Below are 22,791 nucleotides of genomic sequence, written 5' to 3'. Positions count from 1 at the left end.
CTTGTCTGCACGCCTCTCCCCCGGCCGGTGAGGGCGAGAAGGAGGAGGCACACGAACTGCGCACAGGAGTGTGCGCAGACAAAGAGCTACTTTAGCACGGATCAACGCCCCGACCCGGCGCCCGCCTCGCGATGCGCCGCCTCGGCGCCCCTCCCCCAGCGAAACGGCGAGACGGTGGGGTCCCCGGCGATCCAGAACCGCCAGGGGAATGCGGCCGTTCCGGCGGCCCCGGCGACGCCGACCCGGGGTCCGGCGGCGACCTCGGCGACCGGATCCGCCAGCCACAGCTCGGCCCGCGCACCCGCTTGTTCCTCGCCCGTGATCGCGTCGATCCCGTCGTGGCGGGGGTGGCGGAGGCCGAGGGCCTGGCCGAACCGCCCCGGCCCTCGGGCGAGGTCCCGCCGTTCGCGCGCGCCGATCTCAGGAGGGATCCGTACCTCCGGCATCGTTCCGGACGACGCGCGGGTCTCAGCCCCATCCGTCTTGAGAACGGACGGGACGCCGCGGCGCAGGGCGGCGATGCGGATGCCGGCTTCGACCTCCCCGGCCCGCAGCAGCACACCGCCCGCCGTCCCCTCCGGCCCGCAGACCACGTTCACGCAGGAGTGGATCCCGTGACTCAGGTACACGTAGAGATGCCCTGGCTCGCCCCACATCGTGGCGTTGCGGGCGGTGTACCCCATCCTCGCGTGCGAGCCAGGATCCTCGACCGGCCCGACGCCCTTGCCGTGATAGGCCTCGACCTCGGTGATGCGCAGGCAGACCTCCTCGCCGTCGAGCACCGTCCGAAGACGCGCGTTCAACAGCCGAGGCGCGACCTCGACCGGCAGCGCGAGCAGATCCTCCCGCCGCGCGCGGCGCAGCCCCTCACCCGCCGGGCGGACGCCCATCAGCGTCGCGGCGCCTCGGAGCACCAGGACGGATCGAACCCCGCGAGCACGACATGCTCCTTGCCCGTCTTCGTGTCGAGGATGTGTGTCTGCAGCGTCTGCGGCAGCGGGAGCAGCGCCTGGTCGAAGGTGTTCTTGACCAGGTCCGGCGCGACGACCACGGCGCTGTACTGCCCGCTCGGCGACGGGCAGGCCTGCATGATCGCGTCGGATCCGGTCACAGAGAAGAGCTTCGCCGCCTTGCCCTTGTCATCGACGCGGGTCACGATCTGCCCGGTCGGCAGCCCCGTCTCGTCACGGATCGCGGTCTGACGCAGCGTGCCACCGGGGAACGGCGCGATCATGCTGGGCATTCCGTAGTCGGGTGTCGAGGCCGCGAGGGGCTTCTGCGTGCCGTCCGCGAGGTTGAGCTCGACCAGCGCGTTCGCGCGGCTGACGATCGCGGTGTAGGTGCCCCGGGAGATGCCCTCGATCGTCTGCGCGGTGCCGAGCGCCGTGGGCGCCCCCTTCGAGGCCGCCCTGTCCTCGACGTAGAGGGCGCCGGAGAAGTCGATGAACAGTACCGAGGACGTGTCGGGGACGAACGCCCACTGGGACGTGCTCGGCTCCTTGCCCGCGACCGTGACGATCTGCGGCTTCGCGTCGCCCGTGAGGGACTGGGTGACCAGGACGCTGGCCCTTCCCCCGGCCGCGCTGATCCCCTTGTCGGTGAACGTGTAGCCGACGAGGTTGCCGCGTTCGGAGACCTGGAGGGAGGAGACGAAGCCCGGCCCGGGCAGCGGAAGCTCGCGCTGGTTCTTGCCCTGGCGATCCATCACGAGCAGCTGAGAGGTGCCGTCCTTCTCCGTGCTCACGACGAGGTCGTCGGCCGTCGCCCGGAAGTCGTCGATCTTGGTGTGCTGGAACACCGGCACGGCGCTCTTGCCGCCCAGATCGGTGAGGAAGATCTTGTCGTCGCCGTCCGCGTTGCGCTGCAGCAGGAAGATCGTCGACTTCGGCGTCCGGAAGGAGGCGGACAGCGTGCCGGTGCGCTGCCGGTCGGTGCCCGTCGCGTCCTTGACCGTGACCGTGTACTGCGTGTCGTCGTCGAGAGGGACGGTGAAGCGGACCCCGAGGTGGCGCCCCGCGGTGTCGACGGTGAACGGCACCGCCGGCGACACCGAGACCTGATCGGCGGAGATCTTCGCGAGCGGCTCGCTGGCGGTGAGGATCATGCGGGCGCCCGAGGCGTCGATCGCGGTCTGCGCGTCGATCTTCACGCCCGTCACGCGCGGGCCCTGCAGCAGGCTGGCGACGCCGAAACCCGCCACGACCAGCACGAGCACGCCGACCACGGCGCCGACGATCAGCGGGAACCGACGCTTCCTCCGCGCCGGCTCCGGCGTGGGGTGCGGGGTCCAGGCGGGCCCGTCGGACGGCGGAACGGGTCCGCCCGCGGACGGCTCGACCGGATCCGTGGCCGGAAGGCCGGACGTCGTCGCCTCCCTGTCCGGGGTCGACGGGGGCTCTGGCGAGGGCGGGGCGGCGGACGCGGTGACCGGTTCAGGGGACTCGGGGACCGGCGGGACCGGGGGCGCCGCGGCCTCCTCGGCCTCGCGACGGGCGCGCAGTTCGGCCCGGGTGAGCGGGCGATCCGCGTCGTCAGTGCTCATAGGGGTCCTTCGGCTCCGGGATCTTGGTGACGCCGGTCGGGACCACCTGCAGTTTCCCATCCCCCGCCACACGGACGGTGCCCTTGATCTGCACCCAGTCGCCGACCGCGTACTGGCTCTTCCACCCGGCGATCTCGACCGGGACCGAGGCCGGCTGGGCGTCGATCACGCAGTGGGTGATCACCATGCGGGTCAGATGCGCCTGATCCGCGGCCGATCCGTCGGGGGTGAGGAAGCCGGTGAGCGTCACCGTGGTGCCATCGTACTTCTCCGGCCGGGTGCCGGTGGCGAAGGCGCTCGCCCAGCCGCCGATGCCGAATTGGCTCGTGTCGGCATTGGCTCCGAGCGCCACGTCGTCCACGCCGGCGAACAGCACGTTGTTCATCGGCGATCGCTGCATCGCCATGTCGACCGACAGGGCGGCCGGTGGCAGGAGCAGAGCGCCGCCCGCCACCGCCGTCGCGATCACGCCGCCGGTCGCAGCGAGGGTCGTGCCGAGCACGCGGCGCGCGGACACGGGGACGCGCCCTGCGTCGGCGCTCCCCTCCCCGTGGTGCTCGTGCTCCCTCTCCGCGTCGCCGTGGTCGTGACCGTGGTCGCGCTCCTCCCCCAGCGGCAGCGCGCACGACCAGACGACCCCGACGAGCGTCACGATCGCCGCGGCGACAGCGAACCAGACCGTCTCCGGGCTGATGTAGAGCGTGAGTCGTCCTGTCGCGGCGAGCCCGAGCGTGGCGATCGCCAGCAGAGCGGCAAGGCCGGCCCCCAGCCAGCGCGCGCCGAGCCCGGTCAGGACGGATCGCGCGCGCGTCCCACCCTCGGGACTCTCCCGCGGGGCGTTCCTGCGCTCAGACAAGGACGTTCACCCCGATCCCCAGGGCGAGGCCGAACAGGATCACGATGGCGACGACGCCGGTGAGCACCTTCGCCGTGAACGTGGTGCGCAGGAGGGCGATCATCTTGATGTCGACGAGCGGGCCGACCAGCAGGAAGGCCACGATCGCCCCCGGGGAGAAGGTCGAGGCGAACGAGAGGGCGAAGAACGCATCGACGTTCGAGCAGATCGCGACCGAGATCGCCAGGGCGATCATCGCCACGACGGAGAGCAGCGGATTGGATCCGATCGCGAGCAGCACGTCCCGGGGAATGACGACCTGGACGGCGCCCGCGAGCGCCGATCCGATGATGAGCGCGGGCATCACGGCGCGCAGTTCGACGAGGAACTGCGCGAGGCTCCGGCGCACGGGCGTCCCGGTCTCGTGCGCGACGAGCTCGCACGTCCCCTTGAACCGCTCGGTGAGCAGCGCGTCCGGCGAGGGGTGACGGCTGTAGACCCAGCCGATGATGTTGGCGACGACGTAGCCGCCGGCGATGCGCGCGACGAGGATCCCGCTGTCCCAGCCGAACGCCGCCTGCGTGGTGAGGATCACGATCGGGTTCACGATCGGCGCGGCGAAGAGGAAGGTCAGCGCCTCGGAGGGCGCCAGCCCCCGCATCATCAGTCCCCGCGCGAACGGCACGTTGCCGCATTCGCACACCGGGATCAGCATGCCGAGCAGCGAGAGCACCGCCCTGCGGGCCCAGGCGCGCCGGGGCAGCACCCGCTCGATCACGCCCTCGGGGAGCCACACCTGCACGACGATCGACAGCAGGACGCCGAGGATCACGAACGGCAACGCCTCGAACAGCACGCTGAGCGACAGCGTCAGCCCGTCCTGCAGCCGGTTGGGCAAGGAGGAGGAGAACAGCCGGGGGGCGAAGACGTCGATCGCGACGAGCGCCGCGACGATCGCCAGACCGATCCCGATCGCCGTGAGCCCTCGACGGCCCGACATCCGGGGCGGCGGTGTGCGCAGGGCGTGCGGCAGCTCCCGAGGTGCGCGGGGCGGCGTCGCGGTCGAGGTCACGCTCACGCTTCCGCGGCGGCCGCGCAATCGGCGCAGAGCCCGAAGATGTCGACGACGTGCTCCGCGTCGCGGAACCCGTGCTGGGCGGCGGTGCGCTGCGCCCACTGCTCGACGTCGGTCGCGGCGATCTCGACCGTGAGCCCGCACTGGCGGCAGATCAGATGATGGTGATGGCCCGTCGTCGTGCAGGCGCGGTAGAGCGCCTCGCCCTCGGGGCTCTGCAGCGAGTCGGCGTCGCCGGAGGCGGCCAACCCGGCGAGCGCGCGGTACACCGTGGCGAGTCCGATACCGGTGTTCGCGTCGCGTAGCGCCGCATGCAGAGTCTGCGCGCTCACGAACCCGCGGGCGTCCGCGAGCTCCTCGCGCACGCGTTCGCGCTGCCACGTGTTCCGCTGAGCCATGGTCCGAGTCTAGATCGATGCGCTGTCGTGCGGCTGGGAGAGCGTCCAGCGGCCGAGCCGGCCATGGACGACGGACTCACGCACCCTTCTGCGCCGACTTCGCCTTTCCGGCGGGCGTGCTCCCGGTCGCGGGAACGTCCACGGCGGATGCCTCTTCCTGGGGATCGGCGGCGCCGTCGGCCTCCTCGGTCGCGGCGTCGGCGCCAGCGGATCCGGAGCCCTCGCTCCCGAGTGCTCCGTCGGGGCGGATCAGCTCGCGCACCTCCGCCATGAAGCTCGTGAGCTGCTGCTGCTGCCAGCGCAGCTGACGGGCGCGGTCGTCGGCGTCGCGCACGACGTTCGCCGTGTGCGCGGTGACCATGTCGACGATCTTCTGCGACTTCGTGCGCGCGCGATCGAGCGTCTCCCTCGCGCGCACCTGCGCCTCGGCCTCGATCGCGCTCGCCTGCGACCGCATGAGACGCTCATAGTCGTCGGCCTTCGCCGAGATCCGCTCCGCGTGAGCGAGCGAGGCCGCCACCTGCTCGTTGGCGTCGGCGGTGATCCGCTCGGCGTGCGCGACGGCCTGGTTGTGCAGCACCAGGAACTCCTGCTGCGCGTCGTCCTGGCGACGGGTGAGGGACTCCTCCATCTCGAGCACGCGCGCGTTCATCTCGCGCACCTCGCGCTCCGCGCTGACGCGCAGGTCGGTGGTCTCCCGGGTGACCATCGCGCGCAGCGCCGCCGCGCCCTTCTCCGCCTCGGTGCGGATCGAGTGCGCCTCCTGCTCGGCGTGGGTCACCTTCTCCGCGGCGTGCGCCGCCTCGCGCTCCACCTGAGCGGTGTGCGCGGTGAACTCGGTCTCCATCTTCAGGCGCACCTGGTCGGCGTCGCGCTCGGCCTGCGCCGTGATGCGGGCGACGTCGGCCTCCAGCTCGGCGCGCTTGGTGGCCGCCTCCTCGCGGGCCGCCTCGAGCAGCCTCTCCGCCTGCACGGCGGCGTTCTGGATGAGCACGCTCGCCTGCTCCTCCGCCACGCGCAGCACGGTCTCGAACTGCGAGCGGGAGGTGGCCTCGTCGATGTCGTCCTGGGATCCGGCGAGCGCGGTGCTCAGCGACTGGATCTGCTGCGCCGACTCGACGGCCTTCGCCTGGGCGGCGGCGAGGTCGTCCTCGAGCTGCTGGGTCCGCTTCGCGTGCGCGGACTGCTCCTTCTCGAGCGCCGCGCGGTGCTTCTCCTCCGACTTCTCGAGCTCTGCACGCAGATGCGCCTCGCTCTGGGACCCGGCGTCGGTCGCGCGACGCAGTTCCTCCTTGAGGGCCGCGAGATGCGCGTCGACCTCGGCCTTGTCGTATCCGCGGAAGCCGATCGTGAACGACTGCGCGCCGGTCGGGTTCTCCAGAAGCTGGTCGAAGAAGTCGCCCTGCGGGGCCTTCTCGTCGGATACGCGGTCTTCCACGACGGGAGCCTTCCTTTCCTTGCCCCCGCGCAGGGGGCCTTACAGACACGGACGAGCGAAGGGTCCGATCCTCACTCGACACGGCAGAGGGCTGTCCGCGACGTCGTCCCCGGGGCGTGGGCGGACCGATCCGCGCGTCGACTCGATCCTAGCCCGCCGACCTCGGCGACGGGAGAGGATTCGGAACTGTGCGCAGAGCGGCGACCGGCCTCAGTGCGCCGCGCGGAGCACGCGATCGCGGCGCGCGCCGATGATCCGGCAGACGAGGTAGATCGCGAACGAGATCGTCGTGATGTACGGGCTGACCGGGAGCGTGCCCATGACCGCCAGGAGGATGCCGCCGACCGCCGACACCACGCCGAACACGGCGGCCAGCACCGGGACCGCGACCGGCCCCGAGCGTACCCGCATGGCGGCCGCCGCCGGCGTGACCACGAGCGCGAGCACGAGCAGTGCGCCGATGATGTGCACCGCGACCGCGACGACCAGTCCGAGCAGAAGCATGAAGGCGAACGAGACGCCCACGGCCGGGACGCCCCTGGCCGCCGCGGACTGAGGGTCGAGCGACTCGAACCGCAGCGGGCGCCAGATCAGCAGCAGTCCCACGAGGACCACGCCGCAGATCGCGGCGAGCCAGCCCAGCTGCGCCGACTGCACCGACACGATCTGGCCGGTGAGCAGGCTGAACCGCCCGGCAGCGCGACCGTTGTAGAGCGAGAGGCACAGGATCCCGAGGCCCAGGCCGAACGGCATGAGCACGCCGATGATCGAATTGCGGTCCCTGGCGCGGGCGCCCAGCCAGCCGATGAGCCCCGCGGCGATCAACGACCCCACGATCGATCCCGCGATCACGTCGAAACCGAACAGCAGCGCCGCCGCCGCACCGGCGAAGGAGAGCTCGCTGATGCCGTGCACGGCGAACGCCATGTCCCGCTGCATCACGAAGACGCCGATGAGGCCGCCGACGAGGCCGAGGATCGCGCCGGCCCACACCGAGTTGGAGACGAGCGAGAGAATCTCGCCGTACTGCGCGACGCCGCCGAACATGGCCTGCCCGATGTCGTCGATGTTCACGCGCCCTCCTCGTGGTCCTCGCGACCGGGGGCGCCGTGGTGCAGACCCTCGTCGTGATGGTGGTGATGGGGCGCCTCGGCGTCCGGGGCGCCGACGACGACGAGCCGCCCGCCCACCTCCTGCACGAACACGGGAGCGCCGTAGAGCCCGCTCAGCACCTCCGTGGTGAGCACCTCCTCCGGGGTGCCCAGCGTGAAGCGCCCGTTCGCGAGGTACAGGATCCGGTCGACGATCTCCAGCACGGGGTTGATGTCGTGCGTCACGAGCAGCACGCCGGCGCCCGCGCGGCGACGGTCGTCGATGAGTCCGACCACCGCCTGCTGATTCGCGAGGTCGAGGCTCGTCAGCGGTTCGTCGCAGAGCAGCAGCCGCGGGTCGTCCGCGATCGCCTGCCCGACCCGGAGGCGCTGCTGCTCCCCGCCGGAGAGGATCCCCACCGGCCGGTCCGCGAAGTCGGAGGCGCCCACCGCGTCGAGGAGTGCATCGACCCTGGCCCGATCCCCCCGACGCGGGATCGGGAAGCCGAACCGATGGCCGTCGACGCCGAGCGCCACGAGGTCGCGCCCGCGCATCGAGGTCTCGGCGGGGAGGGGGCGGGCTTGAGGCAGGTAGCCGATCCGCCGGTTCCCCCGGCGGTGCACCGGCTCGCCGAGCGCGGTGACCGTGCCGGCGGACAGCGGCTGCAGCCCGAGGATCGCGCGCAGCAGCGTCGTCTTTCCGGTGCCGCTCGGCCCGAGGACAGCGATCAGCTCGCCCGGATCGACGTCGAGGTCGAGCCCGCTCCACAGCTCCCTGTCGCCACGTCGGATCGCCGCTCCGCGGATGCTCAGCACCGGCTCGACGGCGGGATCGACGGCGGCGGGCGGAGTGGTCACTTGTCGAGATTACGCGCCATGGTCGCGATGTTGTCCGTCATCCAGGTCAGGTAGGTCTTGCCGTCGGGGATCAGCTCCGTGACCTCCTGCACCGGCACACCGGCGGCCTTGGCCGCGTCGATGACCTTGGTCGTCTCGGCACCACCGGTCTGCGCGTTGGCGAAGAGGGCCTTCAGCTCGCCGGATCCGACGATGCTCGTCGCCTCCAGAAGCGTCGCCGGCGGCACGTCCTGACCCTCCTCGACCGCCTCGCTGAACGCTTCCGGGGTCACGTTCACGAGACCGGCCGCCTCGGTCATGTACAGCGGCACGGGCTCCGTGACGAAGATCTTGCCGCCGGCGTGGGAGGCCTTCACCGCCGCGAGGGACGCATCGAGCTCTCCGAGACCCGCTTCGAAGGTCTTCAGGTTCTTGTCGAAGTCGGCCTTGTGCTCCGGCGCGATCCCGCTCAGCTCGGAGGCGACCTTCTCGGCGACGTCCTTCACCACGGCCGTGGAGTACCAGACGTGCTCGTTGAAGCCCTCGACCGAGTCCTCGGCGCCCGTTCCCTTCGGCCAGGTGGGCGCGAACGTGACCGCCGAGATCACGGGCGCGGTGCTCTGCGCCGCCTTGAGCAGATCGGGAAGGAAGGCGTCGTATCCTCCCCCGTTCTCCAGGATCAGCCGGGCGTTCTTGATCTTGAGCTGATCGGCCGCCGTCACCTCGTACTCGTGCGGATCCTTCGAGAGCGAGTCGATGATGCTCGTCACCTCGACGTGCTCGCCGCCGATCTCGTGCGCGATGTCGCCCCACACGTTCGTCGAGGCGGCGACCGCGATACGACCGGAACCGGAGGATTCGCCTGCGCCGGTTCCCGCGGTCGAGGTGCATCCGGCGAGGGCGACGATCGAGGCCGCGGCGAGGGCGAGGGCGGTGAGGCGTTTGGTCATGCCCTCCACCCTATGTTAAATGAGAATCATTATCAAAACCCGCACTACACTCGGGGTCGTTGAGCGAGGACGCCGCGGGCGCCCGAGACGAAACGCCCCACCCCCACCCCGGGGTCGTTGAGCGAGGACGCCGCAGGCGCCCGAGACGAAACGCCCCACCCCGGAGGCGCCCCGTCCCGGGCCTGCCCTCAGTCCCGCAGCCAGACCGTGCTCTCGCCGGCCACGGCTCCCCCCTCGAGGGCGCCCAGCACGACCGTCGCACCCGGCTCGAGCGGGAAGGGCTCCTCGCCGAAGTTCGTCACGACCTGCCAGCCGTTCGGCCTCGCGAAACGGAGCACGTCGTCGCGTCCGGTCTCGATCCACTCCAGCGTCTCGGCGGTCTGCAGCGCGCGCCGCAGCGCCAGCGCGTGCCGGTAGACGGAGAGCGACGACGCCGGATCGGCCGCCTCTTCCTCGACCGTGTACCGCGCGAACCAGGCCGGCTGCGGAAGATGCGCTCCCGCCGCGCCGAAGCCGTACGACGAACCGCCGCGCTCCCAGGGCAGGGGCACGCGGCAGCCGTCGCGGCCGAGGCCGTCGCGTTCCGGATCCGCACCCCGGAAGAACGCGGGATCCTGCCGGTCCTCCGGAGCGATGTCACCCACCTCGTGCAGCCCGAGCTCCTCGCCCTGGTACAGGTACGCGCTGCCCGGCAGGCCGAGGAGGAACAGGGAGGCGGCGAGCGCGCGCCGGCCGCCGCGGGCGAGATCGACCTGGTCGGCGGGAGCACCCGCGATGATCCAGGCCGAGCCCTGCTTGGCGGTGCTGCCGTCGCGGGGCGCGAGACCGTATCGGGTGGCGTGGCGCACGACGTCGTGGTTGGAGAGCACCCAGGTCGAGCTCGATCCCGTCGCCGCGCTCTGGGCGAGGTTGACGGTCACGATGTGGCGGAACTGCGCCGCGTCGAAGTCGGCCTCGAGCAGGTCGAAGTTGAACGCCTGTCCGAGACCCTCCGCCGTCGCGTACCGGGCCCGCCGTTCGGGTGTGGCGACCCACGCCTCGGCGACGGCGATGCGCGGCGGGTCGTACTCGTCGAAGACCCGCCGCCACTCGCGGTAGATCTCGTGCACCTCGTCGCGGTCGAACAGCGGGTGGCGCCCGGTGGTGGTGTCCATCGCGTCGAGCTCGGCCTGGCTGGGCAGCACCTCGGGCAGATCCTTCGCGAGCGCGTGCGCCACGTCGATGCGGAAGCCGTCGACCCCGCGGTCCGACCAGAAGCGCAGCGTCTCGAGGAACTCGGCGTGCACGTCGGGGTTGTCCCAGTTGAAGTCGGGCTGCTCGGTCGCGAAGTGGTGGAAGTACCACTGCCCGTCGCCCACCGGCTCCCATGCCGGGCCGCCGAAGACCGACTGCCAGTCGGCCGGGGGCCGCTCGCCGTTCTCGCCGAGGCCGTCGCGGAAGATGTAGCGGTCGCGCTCGGGCGACCCCTTGCCCGCGGCCAGTGCGGCCTGGAACAGCGCGTGCCGGTTCGAGGAGTGGTTCGGCACGATGTCGACGATGACCCTGATGCCGCGCCCGTGCAGGGCCGCGATCATGTCGTCGAAGTCGGAGAGCGTACCCAGCCGCGGATCCACGTCGCGGTAGTCGGCGACGTCGTAACCGCCATCGGCGAGCTCGGACGGGTAGAACGGGCTCAGCCAGACCGCGTCGATCCCGAGCTCCGCGAGGTAGTCGGCCTTGTCCACGACGCCACGGATGTCGCCGAGGCCGTCTCCGTTCGCATCCGCGAAGCTGCGCGGATAGATCTGGTAGACGGCGGCCTGGCGCCACCAGGCGGCATCGGCGGATCCGATCGTGGTCGCGTCGGACGCGAGGACTGCGTCGGTCATGGGGTTCCCTTCTGGGGTTCTGCGGTTCGGGTGGTCTCGCGGACGGAGCGTCAGCCCTTGACGGCACCCTGGGTCACGCCCTCCATCACCCAGCGCTGCGTGAACAGGTAGGCGACGATCGCGGGGGCCATGGCCATGAGGTACGAGGCGAAGGAGACGTTGTAGTTGTTGCTGAACTGCGTCTGGAACAGGTTCTGCCGCACGGGGAGCGTCTGCAAGGCCGGATCGGAGATGATCAGCGACGGCATCATGAAGTCGTTCCAGGCGTACAGGAAGGCGAAGATGCCGACCGTGGCGCTCATCGGGCCGAGCAGCGGGAAGATGATCCGCCAGAACGTCTGCCAGGTGCTGGCCCCGTCGATGCGCGCCGACTCCTCGAGTTCGAGGGGGATCGAGCGCAGGAACGCGGTGAACAGCAGCACGCTGAAGCTGAGCTGGAACATCGTGGCGAGGATCACCACGCCGAACGGGTTGTCCAGGTGGACGAGCCCGGTGAGCTGGATCTGCGGCAGCGCGACGACGGGGAACGGGATGAACATCGCCGCGAGCAGGTAGAAGAACGAGTAGCGGAACAGCCGGCGATCCCAGTTGCGCACGATCGCATACGACGCGAACGCCGCGAGGACGATCGTGAGGATCACGGTGCCCGCCGTGACGAACAGGGAGATGCCAGCCCCGACGGGGAACTGGGTGAGGTTCCACGCCTGCACGAAACCGTCGATCGAGAACGGGGCGGGCAGGGAGAAGGCGTTGCCGTCGACGGCCTGGTTCGTGGTCTTGAAGGCCATCGAAATCGTCACGTACAGCGGCAGCAGCACGGTGATCGCGCACAGGATCAGGATGATCGTCGCCGACCAGTTCGCGCGCTCTCTGCCGACGCGGGAGCGGCGTCCGCCCCCGCGCGCCGTGGTGATGCTCCGGGTGTTCGCGGCCTCGGCCGCCAGAAGGGTCTGGGTGGACATCAGAGTGCGTTCCTTCCGCGCGTCAGCGACAGCTGGAGGAGGGAGATGAGGATCGCGACGACGAAGAAGATGGTCGCGTTGGCCATCTGGTAGGCGTAGTCGCCGCCGTTGAAGCCGGCGATGATCGTCAGCGCGACGCTGCGCGTCGCGGTGCCGGGGCCGCCGTTGGTGAGTCCGATGATGATGTCGTAGGCGTTCAGGAAGCCCTTGAACCCGAGGATCACGTTGATGACGACGTATCCGGCGACGAGCGGCAGCGTGATCCGCGTGAGCTGCTGGCGCCGGGAGGCGCCGTCGATGTCGGCGGCCTCGTACACGTCGCCCGGAACCGACAGAAGCCCCGCGATGTAGATGAGCAGGGTGCCGGGGATCGCCTGCCAGGCCGTCACGATCACGATGGCGACCCACGCGAGGTCGGGATTGGCGAGGATGCTCGTCTGCAGCCAGGCGATCCCCGTGACGTTGCCGAGCGCGGGGATCGAGTTCGAGAACAGGAAGTTGAAGACGTAGGCGATGATGATGCCCGAGATCACCATCGGGATGACGAAGATCGTGCGCAGACCGGCCGTGAAGCGGATCCGTGAGGTGAGCCCCACGGCCAGCAGGAACGCGATCACGTTGACCACGACGACCGTCGCGATCGAGAAGCCGAAGGTGAAGAGGTAGCTCTGCAGGATCGCCGGGTCGCTGAACGCCGCGACGTAGTTGGTCAGGCCGATGACGCTCCAGTCCCCGATCCCGATCGAGTCGGTGAAGCTGAAGAAGATCCCGATCACGCCCGGCACCGTGATCGCGAACGTGAACAGGATCAGGCTGGGCAGGAGGAACAGGTAGTAGATCGGTTCGACGCGGCGGCTGCTGCGCCGCGTCCGGCGGTCGCCGCCGGTGACGATCGTGGTGGTGGTGGTCATTTCGCGGACCCCTTCGTCTCGCTCGATGCCGGGGCGCGGAAGGCCAGGCGGGCCCAGTCCGCGTCCATCGTGGTCAGGGTGGTCTTCGGCGACGCGCCGAGCGCCATCGCCTGTGCGTAGTTGAAGACGGGGATCGTCTTCGGGACGAGCACGGACGGGCCCTGGTAGATCCGCCCCTCGTCCACGTAGGGGATCATTCCGGCGATGCGCGGGTCGTCCGGCGCCGGAGCGGAGGTCGTCGGCGTGAAGCCGAGCTGGGAGGCGTTGTACGCCTGGATGATCTCCGGGCGGTACAGGTAGTCCAGGAAGTCTCGGGCGGCCGCCTTGTGCCGGGATCCCTCCGGAATCATGGCGGCGAGGTCGAGGTTGACCCTGACCTTGAGATCCTTCGCATCGTCTGTCATCGGCAGCGGGAACGTGCCGAGCGACAGGTCAGGCGCGGTCTTCGCGATCTCGCTGAACGCCCACGGCCCCTGCAGGTACATCGCCGCCTGCCCCTTCGAGAAGGCGAGGTTGCCGTCGCCGTAGGCGCGGCTCGCGGCGTTTTTATTGACGTAGGTGTCGAGCAGCTCCTGCATGCGCTGCACGGGAGCCGTGAAGTCCTTCGCGAACGAGGTCTGCGCCTGCGGTCCGACCTCGGCGCCCTCGGCCTTGAGATCGTCGAAGAACCGCAGCACGTCGAGGGATCCGCCGACCGCGTAGTCGTACCAGCCCTGGCCGACGGTCCAGTCGTCCTTGAGCGTCGCGTAGAACGGGGTGACGCCGGCCGCCTGGAGCTCCGTGCACGCCGCGAGCAGTTCGTCCCAAGTGGTCGGGACCGCGATCCCGTTGTCGGCGAAGAGCTGCTTGTTGTAGATGACGGATGCCGCCATGACGGAGTACGGCAGCGCGCTCACGCGGCCCGCGCAGGTGCCGTACTGATCGAGCAGGGGCTGGTACTTGTCGTCGACCTCGCCCGCCGCCGTCGTGGCGCCCAGATCGCTCAGCGCACAGCGGTCGACGAAGCGGGAGACCTCCATGTTGTAGTTCGCGAGCATGATGTCCGGCGGATTGCCGCGGACGAAGCTCGCCGACACCACGTCCACCCCCGACGTGTCGATGTCGACCTCGACCTTGTCCTGCGACGCGTTGTAGGTCTTCACGACGTCGTTCATGAACGAGATCGCCTCGCGCTTGCTGAAGGTGAAGCGGATGTGCTCCTTGCCGTCGCCGGCCGCGCAGCCCGCGAGCGCGCCCCCCGTCAGCGCGAGCACCGCGACGGCGGCGAGCGCCCTCGCGATCCGCGTGCTCTTCCCAGACACCATCGTCCTCATCTCTCCGGCCGCGGAGGGGCGGGCCCGCCTCTGGGATCCCGCACTAACTCCGAGGATTAGATTTTCTGCTCGAATCAAGTCGAACGAGGGATACTCTGACAGAGTCCCGCCCGAGAGGTCAAGCACCATGTCGTCATCCGTCGAGCCCGGCGCCGCCCGCCCCAGCCTGGGGCAGGTGCTCGACTTCGCCTGGGGGCGCGGTGCGTTCACGGCGACCGAGGCGATGGCCGGAGCCTCCCTCACGCGATCCACCACGATCGACGCGATCGACGCCCTCGTGGAGATCGGGGTCGTGCGGGAGCTGCCGAACGCCCGTGACGCGGGCGAGTACTCGGCCGGCCGGCCCGCCCGCCGCTTCGAACTGCCGGCCGATCTCGGCGCCGTCATCGCGATCGACGCCGGCGACACCCATCTGGGCGTGACGGTGACCGACCTCGCCCGCACGCCGCTCGCGCGCGTGCGGGCCGACCTGGACCCGCGGCACAGCGTCGGTCGCCGCCGCGCCGTGATCCTGCAGCACCTCGAGACGGCGCTCGCGCAGAGCGGCGTGCCCCGCGAGCGGATCCTCGCGCTCTGCGCGGGCGTCGCGGCGCCGGTGGCCCGCGACGGTTCCTCCCCGCCGCACCCCGACGGGTTCTGGGAGCGCACGAACCCGGGGCTCGCACAGGTGCTGTCGGGATGGGCGCCGGTCGTCGAGATCAAGAACGACGCCGTGCTCGCCGCCGCCGCGGAGGGCGACCTCGGCGAGGCAGTCGGCTGCCGGGACTACATCGCGCTCATCGCAGGGGAACGCTTCGGCGCCGGAGCCGTCGTCGACGGGCACATCCTCCACGGGGCGCACGGCGGCGTCGGAGAGATGGTGCTGTTCGACCACGTGCGCGGCGTCGACTCGGCCGAGGGACTGGGACCGGCCCTCACGCGCCTCGCACGGGAGGTGCTGGACAGCGGCGAGGCCCTGCCCGACGGCGCCCTCGCCGGACTCGCCCGCAGCCGACTGTCCCCCGACCGCGTGCTCGCCCTCGCCGCGGAGGGCGATCCCGACGCCGTGCGGGTGGTGCGCGAGGCAGGCGCCTTCCTCGCCCGGGTCGTCGCGGTGCTCGGCAGCACGTACGATCCCGAGCGCGTGATCGTCTGCGGCGCGATCGCGGAAGGGATCCAGCCCGTGCTCGACGCGACGCGCGACGTGCTGCGGCCGCTGCTCGACCTCCCCGCGCCCACCCTGCTGCGGTCCCGGCTCGGCGCCGACATCGTGCTCGCCGGCGCCGTCTCCACGGCTCTCGCCGGCGCCCGCAGCACCGGCCTGCCCCGCCTGGTCGCCGAGCGTCTGCGGGGCTGAGCGCCCGATCCGCCGCCTCCCCGCGCCACGCCGTCCCGCCCGCGACGCCGCGCGAGGGAGGCGACACGCCACGCGTTCTTTTGACTCGGACAAATCTGACGTACGGTCGAAAGGTGGTCGATCTGCTTCAGACGGCTCCCGAGCCGGACTATCGCCGCCAGCTCCGCGACGCGGGGCTGCGCGTGACCGCGCCGCGCCTGGTCACGCTGGAGATCGTCGCGGAGCGCCAGCACGCGGAGGCCGACGAGATCAACGCGGCGGCGCGCGAACGGCTCGGCGACGTCTCCATGCAGACGACCTACGGCGTGCTCCATGCGCTGACCGAAGCCGGTCTGATCCGCAGACTGGACACGAGTTCCCGGGAGGCCGCCCGCTACGAGATCCACCGTCACGACAACCACCATCATCTGGTCTGCCGGATCTGCGGCAGCGTCGAAGACGTCCCCTGCACGCGCGGAGAGGCTCCGTGCCTCGAGCCGTTCGACTCCGGAGACTTCCTGGTCGAGACCGCCGACGTGCTCTTCCGGGGCGTCTGCGCCGCGTGTCGCCCTCCTCAGTCCACCTCCGTCCCCGTCGTCCCCTCGAAGGAAGAAGAAGAAGAACGATGACCACTCTCGATCCCACCTCGAACCACGACTCCACGATCCCCTCGACGACCGAATCGGGCGCGCCGCGTCAGAGCGACGCGAACTCGCTCAGCGTCGGCCCGAACGGACCCCTGCTGCTGCACGACGTCGCGCTCGTGGAGAAGCTCGCCCGCTTCGACCGGGAGCGGATCCCGGAGCGCAGCCCTCACGCCAAGGGATCGGGGGCGTTCGGCGAGCTCGAGATCACCGAGGACGTCTCGCGGTACACGAAGGCCGGCCTGTTCCAGAAGGGCGTCACGACGCCGATGCTGGCCCGGTTCTCGACGGTGGCGGGCGAGCTCGGATCCCCCGACACCTGGCGGGACGTGCGCGGCTTCGCCCTGAAGTTCTACACGCAGGACGGCAACTTCGACATCGTCGGCAACAACACCCCGACGTTCTTCGTGCGTGATCCGATGAAGTTCCCCGACTTCATCCACTCGCAGAAGCGCCTGCCGGACTCCGGCCTGCGCGACAACAACATGCAGTGGGACTTCTGGACCCTCTCCCCGGAATCGTCGCACCAGGTGGCCTACCTCATGGGCGACCGCGGCCTGCCCAAGACGTGGCGCAACATGAACGGCTACTCGTCGCACACCTACATGTGGGTCAACGAGGCGGGCGAGCGCTTCTGGGTGAAGTATCACTTCCTCACGGAGCAGGGCGTCGAGAACCTCCGCAACGACGAGGCCGACACCCTCGTGAGCAAGGACGGCGATTACCACCGCCGCGATCTGTTCGAGGCGATCAAGAACGGCGACTTCCCGTCCTGGCGGGTCGAGGTGCAGATCATGCCCTACGACGAGGCGAAGTCGTACCGGTTCAATCCGTTCGACCTGACGAAGATCTGGTCGAAGAAGGACTACCCGCGGATCCCCGTCGGCCGGTTCACGCTCAACCGGAACCCGGTCAACCACTTCGCCCAGATCGAGCAGGCCGCGTTCAGCCCGTCCAACACGGTTCCCGGCACGGGGGTCTCGCCCGACAAGATGCTGCTCGGCCGGATCTTCTCCTACCCGGACGCCCAGCGCAACCGCCTCGGCACGAACTTCAACCAGCTTCCGGTGAACCGTCCTGTCGTGCCGACCAACTCCTACGACAAGGAGGGCGCGATGGAGTACACGGATTCAGGGAACGCGCCGGTGTACGCGCCGAACTCCTACGGGCGCGCCTTTCAGGACGCACAGGGCCCCGTGGACAATGGCTGGGAGGCCGACGGAGAACTCGTGCGGTCGGCCTACACGCTGCACGCCGAGGACGACGACTTCGGCCAGGCGCACACGCTGGTGCGGGACGTGTTCACGGAGGAGCAGCGCGGCCGTCTCGTCGAGACCGTGACGGGCACTCTTCTCGGAGGCGTCGTCGAGCCCGTCCTGTCGCGCGTGTTCGAGTACTGGCGCAACATCGACCAGGAGGTCGGCGACAACATCGAGAAGGCCTACCGCCAGCAGGCGGGCGACCAGGTGCCGGGCGGCGATCCCATCGCCGAAGGCTGATCGCCCTGTCATGCCGAGGGCCCCGGGACGCGATCCCGGGGCCCTCGGTCGTTCGCCAGCGCCGGCTCGCCGACCCGGCGACAGGGGCGGTGACATCAGGCTCCGCCGGGACCTCATGGCCCCGGCGGGAGGAACGCCTCGTCCCCGTGAGTCATGCCCGCGCGACCCGGCAGCGGAACGCACCGGATCGCACGCGAAATCCCGGATCGCTTGACACGCCCGCGAATCCAGGATGATTATCTGTGAGTGAATTAAGCGCGTTCGATCAAGACGCGTCACATTGCCAACGCGAGGGATCTCACCGATGAGCACATCTTCCCGTCTTTCTGCCTGGCCGCGCTCGGGCGTCGCCGCACTCGGCGCCCTCGCCCTGGCGTGGGGCGCACTCCTGGCCATCGCTCCCCCGCCATCCGCGGCCGCGGCCACCGGCACCGGCACCGGCGCCGACGTGCCCGTCGACGCGAGCGGCCAGACCCTGGGCGGCATCACCGGTGTCTCGCAGAAGGACGCCGCGGTCACCCTCACTGCGGCGCGCGGAGCGGTCCGCATCAGCTTCCTCGACGAGACGTCGGTGCGCATCGAAGCCGATCCGTCCGGAACGTTCAGCGACCCGGCCAACACCCCGCAGAAGGATCCTTCCGACCCGACCAAGTCCGACGCCGCCCGCTCCGCGGACATCGTCGTCGGCGCGGACTCGTTCCAGGCTCCGCAGGTCTCCGTCGAACAAGGATCCGTCATCCGCGTCTCTACGTCCAAGGTGACGGTCACGGTCGACCGGTCGACATCGCAGCTCAGCATGCTGCGCGCCGACGGCACCGCCGTCTGGACGGAGTCGTCTCCGCTCAGCTTCGGCGCCTCCACGACGCAGCACCTGAAGCCGCAGCAGGGAGAGCAGTTCATCGGCGGTGGAATGCAGAACGGCCGTGTCGTTCACACCGGCCAGACCATCAACATCACCAAGGACTACAACTGGGCCGACGGCGGCCACCCCAACGCCGTCCCCTATTACATGTCCAGCGCGGGGTACGGGGTCCTGCGGGACACGTTCGCCCCCGGAAGCTACACGTTCACGGGCGACACGACGACGACGCATGCCGAGAAGCGCTTCGACGCCTACTACTTCGTCGGCGACTACAAGCAGGCGCTCAACTCCTACACGCAGCTGACCGGGCGGCCGATGATGCCGCCGATCTACGCGCTCGAGTACGGCGACGCCGACTGCTACAACCGTTCCAACCCCGGCTACTCGTCGAGCGGCTTCACCAGCGCGGACACCCCGAAGCAGAAGACGTACGATGCGGTGCAGACGGCGAAGGCCTTCGCGGACAACGACATGCCCGCAGGGTGGATGCTCGTCAACGACGGCTACGGCTGCGAGTACACGCCGGATCCCTCCCCGTACGATCCGTCGAATCCCGGAAAGGGGCTCGGCGGCACGGTGCAGGGCATCAAGGACGCGGCCGGCCTGAAGACCGGCCTGTGGACCCAGCGTTCCCTGACGCAGCAGGAGAGCGAGGTCGGCCAGGACGGGATCGCCCTGCGCAAGCTCGACGTCGCCTGGGTCGGTGAGGGATACCGGATGGCCCTGACCGCCTGCGAGAACGCCCACGACGGCATCGAGCAGTACTCCTCCGCCCGCGGCACCGTCCTCATGGTCGAGGGCTGGGCCGGAGCCCAGCGCTGCGGCATGCAGTGGACCGGCGATCACACCGGATCGCTCGACGCGATCCGGTGGGAGGTGCCCGCGATCTCGGGCAGCGCCAACTCGGGACTCGCGTTCACGACCGCGGACGTCGACGGCATCTTCGGCGGATCCCCGGAGAGCTACGTGCGCGATCTGCAGTGGAAGGCGCTCGCCCCCGCGCTCTACTCGATGAGCGGCTGGGCCCCCGTCGACAAGCGCCCGTGGCTCTACGGCGACGCGGCGACGCAGATCAACCGCCAGTACCTGCAGCTGCGGCAGAGACTGATGCCCTACATCTACAGCCTGTCGGCCGACGCCCACCGCGACGGCGTCTCCCCGGTCCGCTCGATGCCGCTGGAGTTCCCCGCCGACCCGGCGTCGTACTCCGCCGAGGCGACGAACCAGTTCATGCTGGGCGGCGACATCCTCGTCGCCCCCGTCTCCAGCCACACCGACATCCGCAACGGGATCCAGCTCCCCGCCGGGTCGAGCTGGATCGACTACTGGACCGGGAAGTCGTACCAGGGCGGGCAGGTCGTGAACGGTTACGCCGCCCCGCTGCAGACGCTGCCGATGTTCATCCGCGCCGGTGCCGTCGTGCCTCAGGGCATCGTCGCCCGCAACGCGAGCCTCGTCCCCGAGGACTCCACGATCACCCTCGACGTCTACCCCAGCGGCAGGTCGACCTTCACTCTTACCGAGGACGACAAGGTGAGCCGGGACTACGCGTCCGGCGCGGCGTCGGTGCAGACGTTCACGGTCGACGCCCCCGCGAAGGACGCCGGCGACGTCGCCGTCACGATCGGCACGCGCACCGGCAGCTACACGGGAATGGCGGCATCGCGCCCGTACCAGCTGGACGTGCACTCGGGCTCCGCGCCCGACGCCGTCCGCGTCGGCGGCACCGAGCTGCCGAAGCAGGCCGACAAGGCCGCCTTCGACGCGGCGCCGAGCGGGTGGTACTACGACCAGGACGCCCCCGGCGGGGTCGTCCATGTCAAGGCCGGACCGGTCGCGTCCACCGACAGCCAGACGGTCACGCTCGTCAACACCTCGGCCGTCGGCGGCAAGGCCTCGGATGCGAGCGCCGCCGAGGTCTCGGTCGCGCTGGACGATCAGGCCTTCCAGGGCCAGGGCACCACCGAGCGCGTGACGTTCCGCAACACGGGCGACCACGCCAAGACGGCGGTGACGCTGGCTCCGAAGCTCGCGGACGGCTGGACCGTCACCGGCACCGGCAGCACGACCGTCGACACCGTCGCCCCCGGCGCCTCCGCGACCGCGGAGTTCACCATCGTCCCCGGCACGGCGAACGCCGGTCTGCAGACGGTCGGTGCGACGGCGACCTACACGGACGCGCAGAGCGGATCCCACACGATCTCGGGCGCCAACCAGATCGACGTCGCCTTCGGATCGCTGGCCGGCGCGTACGACTCCGTCTCCGTGACCACCGTCGCCGGCCGCGCCAGCGGCGACTTCGACGGCGGCGGGGCATCGTTCTCCGCGGAGCAGCTGAAGACCGCCCCGACGCCCCAAGGCGGGGTGAGCCCCGGCTCCACCGTCACGGTCGACGCCGGCACGCCGACGAAGATCGACTACACCTGGCCGAAGGCCGGTCCGGACGTCCCCGATTCGGTGTCGATGAACGGTCAGACCATCGGTCTCACCGGGACCGGCACGCATCTCGCCGTGCTCGCCTCGGCGGCGGCCGGACAGGGAGTGACGCCTGAGCTCACCCTGAGCTATGCCGACGGCACCGTCCAGAAGCAGTCGCTGTTCTTCCCGAATTGGCTCCCCCAGGGCTCCCTCGGCGGCGCCACGGTCGCGATCTCGTCGCTCGGACGCAACAACGCCGCGAACGCGAACTCGCCCGAGTACACGACCTCGACGTACCAGGTGTACTCGAACACCGTGCGGCTCATCCCGGGCAAGCAGCTGAAGGCGGTGACCCTCCCCGTCGCGACGAACGTCAAGGTGTTCGACTGGCAGGTGGCCGACTTCCCGCTGCCCGCGGCGCCCACCGGCGACGTCTTCGCGAGCGACCTCGACTGGGTCTCTGCGACCACGGGCTGGGGCACCGTCGGCAAGGACGTCGCGAACGTCGAGCCGGGCGCCGCCACGGGCGATCCGCTCTCGATCAACGGCACCACTTACACCAAGGGCCTCGGCGTGCACGCGTCCTCGAAGATCACGTACTACCTCGGCGGCCAGTGCACGCGGTTCACCGCGGACGTCGGGCTGCAGGATCCCTTCACCGGCAAGATCATCTTCAGCGTCGTCGGCGACGGCACTCAGCGGTACCAGAGCCGCACCTACGTGCCGGGCTTCGCCGCCGAGCACGTCGACGTCGACGTCACCGGCGTGCAGTACATCGAGCTGAACGTGGATCCGACCACCGCGGGCGCCATCAACGGCGCGCACGGAGACTGGGCCAACGCCGCGTTCCGATGCGCACCGCCGGACACGACGGCACCGACGACGACCGCGACCGTCACGCCGGACGCGGCCGCCTCGGGGTGGTACACGACGGCGCCGAGCGTGGCCCTGGCGGCGACAGACGACGTCGGGGTGACGGCGACGCAGTACCGCTGGACACCGGAAGGCGCCTGGAACCTCTACGACAAGCCGGTGCTGCTCTCGGACGGCGTGACGTCGTTCGGGTACCGCTCGCTCGACGCGGCCGGCAACACGGAGGACGCGAAGACCGTCACGCTGAAGGTCGACACGGTCGCCCCGACCGTCTCGATCGCGGCGGATCGGGGGGCGAGGACGGTGACCGTCACCGGCTCGGACGCGACGTCGGGCATCGATCGCATCGAGTACTCCATCGACGGCGGCGCGACCTGGTCGACGTACGGGGCCGCGCTCTCCGCACCCGAGGGCGGCATCTCCGTCCTCGCCCGGGCCTTCGACAAGGCCGGCAACGTCTCGTCCACGAGCGCGCCGGCGGTGATCCCCCCGGTCGACCAGCCCCAACCCGGCCAGCCGCTCATCGATGCCCCCCGCACCGCACAGGCCGGTTCCCGTGTGGACATCCACCTGCGCGACTTCCCTGCGTCGGCCTCGCTCACGGTGACACTGCATTCCACGCCTGTGCAGCTGGGCGCCGTCGTCGCCGACGGCGACGGCGCGGCGGACCTCGCCGCCACGATCCCTGCGGACACGGAGCCGGGAACGCACACGATCGTCGTGACCTCGGGCGACGAGGTGCTCGCGAGCTCGGCCCTCACGGTCGTGGCCGCCGGCGCTCCAGTCGGCCCGGCGGCGGGACCCTCGACGGCGGTCTCGGCCCTCCCGACCACCGGCGCGGATCCGGCGCCGCTGCTGGGGATCGTCGCCGCCCTGCTCGCGATCGGAGGCGCCCTCGTGGCCCTCCGCCGGCGCCGGCGATCCGCGGACCGGCCGCAGCCGGACGAGGCCTAGACGGAC

General features: G+C 70.4%; 17 protein-coding genes. 4 read left to right on the top strand and 13 right to left on the bottom strand.

Going from position 1 to position 22,791, the window contains the following annotated elements:
• Nucleotides 1–101 precede the first annotated feature (101 nt).
• The 13 genes from Q0P88_RS05390 to Q0P88_RS05330 all read right to left on the bottom strand — a co-directional run bounded on the left by Q0P88_RS05390 (nt 102) and on the right by Q0P88_RS05330 (nt 14,211).
• The gene (locus Q0P88_RS05390; RefSeq protein WP_295011984.1) at nt 102–890 is read right to left on the bottom strand and encodes a DNA-3-methyladenine glycosylase; all 789 of its coding nucleotides are present in this window, start codon (nt 888–890) and stop codon (nt 102–104) included.
• Nucleotides 890–2,542, bottom strand: a complete 1,653-nt coding sequence (locus Q0P88_RS05385; protein ID WP_295011875.1) for a hypothetical protein — start codon at nt 2,540–2,542, stop codon at nt 890–892. Before Q0P88_RS05385 ends, Q0P88_RS05390 begins: the two co-directional genes overlap by 1 nt.
• The gene (locus tag Q0P88_RS05380) at nt 2,532–3,398 is read right to left on the bottom strand and encodes a TIGR03943 family putative permease subunit (protein ID WP_295011873.1); all 867 of its coding nucleotides are present in this window, start codon (nt 3,396–3,398) and stop codon (nt 2,532–2,534) included. Before Q0P88_RS05380 ends, Q0P88_RS05385 begins: the two co-directional genes overlap by 11 nt.
• A complete protein-coding gene (locus Q0P88_RS05375) occupies nt 3,391–4,377 on the bottom strand; it encodes a permease (protein ID WP_295011982.1) in 987 nt (328 codons plus the stop codon). The genes Q0P88_RS05380 and Q0P88_RS05375 overlap by 8 nt, the downstream gene beginning before the upstream one ends.
• A gap of 74 nt (nt 4,378–4,451) precedes the next feature.
• Entirely contained in the window at nt 4,452–4,850 is a 399-nt protein-coding gene (locus tag Q0P88_RS05370) for a Fur family transcriptional regulator (protein WP_295011871.1), read from the bottom strand.
• Between the two features lie 76 nt (nt 4,851–4,926).
• Nucleotides 4,927–6,288, bottom strand: a complete 1,362-nt coding sequence (locus Q0P88_RS05365) for a DivIVA domain-containing protein (RefSeq protein ID WP_295011869.1) — start codon at nt 6,286–6,288, stop codon at nt 4,927–4,929.
• A 210-nt stretch (nt 6,289–6,498) separates the two neighbouring features.
• Nucleotides 6,499–7,362 carry a metal ABC transporter permease gene (locus tag Q0P88_RS05360; RefSeq protein ID WP_295011866.1) on the bottom strand — a complete coding sequence of 288 codons (864 nt, stop codon included), beginning with the start codon at nt 7,360–7,362 and terminating at the stop codon, nt 6,499–6,501.
• Entirely contained in the window at nt 7,359–8,237 is an 879-nt protein-coding gene (locus tag Q0P88_RS05355) for a metal ABC transporter ATP-binding protein (protein ID WP_295011864.1), read from the bottom strand. The genes Q0P88_RS05360 and Q0P88_RS05355 overlap by 4 nt, the downstream gene beginning before the upstream one ends.
• Complete coding sequence (locus tag Q0P88_RS05350) at nt 8,234–9,166, bottom strand: metal ABC transporter solute-binding protein, Zn/Mn family (protein WP_295011862.1); 933 nt, start codon at nt 9,164–9,166, stop codon at nt 8,234–8,236. Before Q0P88_RS05350 ends, Q0P88_RS05355 begins: the two co-directional genes overlap by 4 nt.
• Before the next feature lie 188 nt (nt 9,167–9,354).
• Nucleotides 9,355–11,034, bottom strand: coding sequence for a glycoside hydrolase family 13 protein (locus tag Q0P88_RS05345; protein ID WP_295011860.1), 1,680 nt, complete (start codon nt 11,032–11,034; stop codon nt 9,355–9,357).
• 50 nt (nt 11,035–11,084) lie between these two features.
• Nucleotides 11,085–11,996 carry a carbohydrate ABC transporter permease gene (locus Q0P88_RS05340; protein ID WP_295011858.1) on the bottom strand — a complete coding sequence of 304 codons (912 nt, stop codon included), beginning with the start codon at nt 11,994–11,996 and terminating at the stop codon, nt 11,085–11,087.
• Complete coding sequence (locus Q0P88_RS05335; protein WP_295011856.1) at nt 11,996–12,907, bottom strand: carbohydrate ABC transporter permease; 912 nt, start codon at nt 12,905–12,907, stop codon at nt 11,996–11,998. The genes Q0P88_RS05340 and Q0P88_RS05335 overlap by 1 nt, the downstream gene beginning before the upstream one ends.
• Entirely contained in the window at nt 12,904–14,211 is a 1,308-nt protein-coding gene (locus Q0P88_RS05330; protein WP_295011854.1) for an ABC transporter substrate-binding protein, read from the bottom strand. Before Q0P88_RS05330 ends, Q0P88_RS05335 begins: the two co-directional genes overlap by 4 nt.
• 136 nt (nt 14,212–14,347) lie before the next feature.
• Between Q0P88_RS05330 and Q0P88_RS05325 the strand changes: the two genes are divergently transcribed.
• From Q0P88_RS05325 to Q0P88_RS05310, 4 genes are all read left to right on the top strand, one after another.
• Nucleotides 14,348–15,556, top strand: coding sequence for an ROK family protein (locus Q0P88_RS05325; protein WP_295011852.1), 1,209 nt, complete (start codon nt 14,348–14,350; stop codon nt 15,554–15,556).
• A gap of 113 nt (nt 15,557–15,669) precedes the next feature.
• Entirely contained in the window at nt 15,670–16,164 is a 495-nt protein-coding gene (locus Q0P88_RS05320) for a Fur family transcriptional regulator (RefSeq protein WP_295011850.1), read from the top strand.
• Nucleotides 16,161–17,678 carry a catalase gene (locus Q0P88_RS05315; protein WP_295011848.1) on the top strand — a complete coding sequence of 506 codons (1,518 nt, stop codon included), beginning with the start codon at nt 16,161–16,163 and terminating at the stop codon, nt 17,676–17,678. The genes Q0P88_RS05320 and Q0P88_RS05315 overlap by 4 nt, the downstream gene beginning before the upstream one ends.
• 304 nt (nt 17,679–17,982) lie before the next feature.
• Entirely contained in the window at nt 17,983–22,785 is a 4,803-nt protein-coding gene (locus tag Q0P88_RS05310; protein WP_295011846.1) for an NPCBM/NEW2 domain-containing protein, read from the top strand.
• The last annotated feature ends 6 nt before the right edge of the window (nt 22,786–22,791 follow it).

This window comes from uncultured Microbacterium sp. (assembly GCF_945952435.1).
GTDB lineage: Bacteria > Actinomycetota > Actinomycetes > Actinomycetales > Microbacteriaceae > Microbacterium.
This window is presented reverse-complemented; position numbering and strand designations above follow the sequence as displayed.